At 66.4% G+C, this 1,611-nt stretch carries 2 protein-coding genes; both read left to right on the top strand.

What is annotated here, in order from left to right; genetic code table 11:
- On the top strand, window positions 1-1,316 hold a 1,316-nt coding region (locus ACIPIA_RS15845; RefSeq protein WP_400510935.1), incomplete at its 5' end, for a sigma 54-interacting transcriptional regulator.
- A 106-nt stretch (window positions 1,317-1,422) separates the two neighbouring features.
- Window positions 1,423-1,611, top strand: a 189-nt coding sequence (locus tag ACIPIA_RS15840) for a hypothetical protein (protein ID WP_400510934.1), incomplete at its 3' end; no start/stop codon positions are given.

Raw genomic sequence — 1,611 nt, 5'->3', positions numbered from 1 at the left:
GCCTCGATGGCATGGGCGTGCTAGCCAATCTGCGCGAGCGCGGCATCGAAACCCCCGTCATCGTCCAGACTGCCAACGGCTCGATCGAGACCGTGGTCACGGCGATGCGGGCCGGCGCGGCCGATTTCGTGGTCAAGCCGGTCGGCACGGAACGGCTGCAGGTCTCGCTCAACAACGCCTTGAAGCTCGGTGCGCTCGAGCATGAGCTGCGCCACATCAAGCGCCGCGCCTCGAACACGCTGGGCTTCCGCGACCTGACGACCAAGAGCCCCGACATGGCCCGCGTCGTCAGGCTGGCGGAACGCGCGGCGAAATCGAACATCCCGATCCTGATCGAGGGCGAATCCGGCGTCGGCAAGGAGGTGCTGGCCCGCGCCATCCAGGGCTCCAGCGACCGCCGCGGGAAACCTTTCGTCACCGTCAATTGCGGTGCGATCCCGCACAATCTCGTCGAGTCCATCCTGTTCGGCCATGAGAAGGGCGCCTTCACCGGCGCGACCGAGCGCCATCTCGGCAAGTTCGTCGAGGCCAATGGCGGCACGCTCTTCCTCGACGAGGTCGGGGAACTGCCGCTCGACGCACAGGTCAAGCTCCTGCGCGCCATCCAGGAGGGCGAGGTCGACCCCGTCGGCGGCAAGAAGTCGGTGCGTGTCGACATCCGCCTGATCTCCGCCACCAACAAGAGCCTGCTGGAACAGGTGAAGCGCGGCGAGTTCCGCGAGGATCTCTACTACCGCCTCAACGTCTTCCCCATAACCCTGCCGCCGCTGCGCCAGCGCCGCGAGGATATCTCCGATCTCGCCCGCGGCTTCCTCGCCCGGTTCGCCGCCGAGGAAGGCCGCAAGCTCAGCGGCATCACCGCCGAGGCCATGAGCCTGATCGTCGGCTATGACTGGCCCGGCAACGTCCGCCAGCTCGAGAACACCATGTTCAGGGCCGTCGTTCTGGCTGACGGCGACGAGCTGGGTATCGCCGAATTCCCGCAGATCGCCGCGCAGATGGAAGGCTGGGAGGTCCGAATTCCGGCCGCCCCCGCCCCATTCTCCCGTTCCGATGCCCAGGAGGAGCCAGCGCCCCGCATCATCCAGATGCCGGTGCGCGATCCCAATGCGCTCGAACTGGTTGCGGGCTCCGACATGCGCAAGCTCGACGAGCTGGAGCGGGAGATCATCACCTTCGCGCTGGCGCATTACCGCGGGCACATGTCGGAGGTCTCGCGCAAGCTCGGCATCGGCCGCTCGACCCTTTACCGAAAACTCAAGGAATACGGGCTGATCGAGAACGAGAACGGACCGGACGAAACCGACGCGGCCTGAGTCGCGACTAACCGAATGCGGTGGTCTGTTGCACCGCCGCATCTTGTCTCAACCAACCGAGTCACGCAGGAATGGCGTGATTTCGGCAGCTATCGGGAACGCGACCATGCGTCGTCGCCATTGGGCGAAACTGACCTCGGCATCAGCCCTGGCCATCATTCTGGGATGCAGTCCCCTCAGCGCCGAAACCCCGGTCCAGACCGACGCCGCGCTCGGCATTCCCCTGCCGGAGCAGCCCGCTCTCAAGCTGCTCGACGAGGAGCGGCCGGCTGCCGCCTCCGCCCCCGTCGCCCAT

The organism is Allobosea sp. CER48 (assembly GCF_044752385.1).
Lineage (GTDB): Bacteria > Pseudomonadota > Alphaproteobacteria > Rhizobiales > Beijerinckiaceae > Allobosea.
The sequence above is the reverse complement of the archived record's forward strand: the minus strand, read 5'-3'. Positions and strand labels throughout refer to the sequence as shown.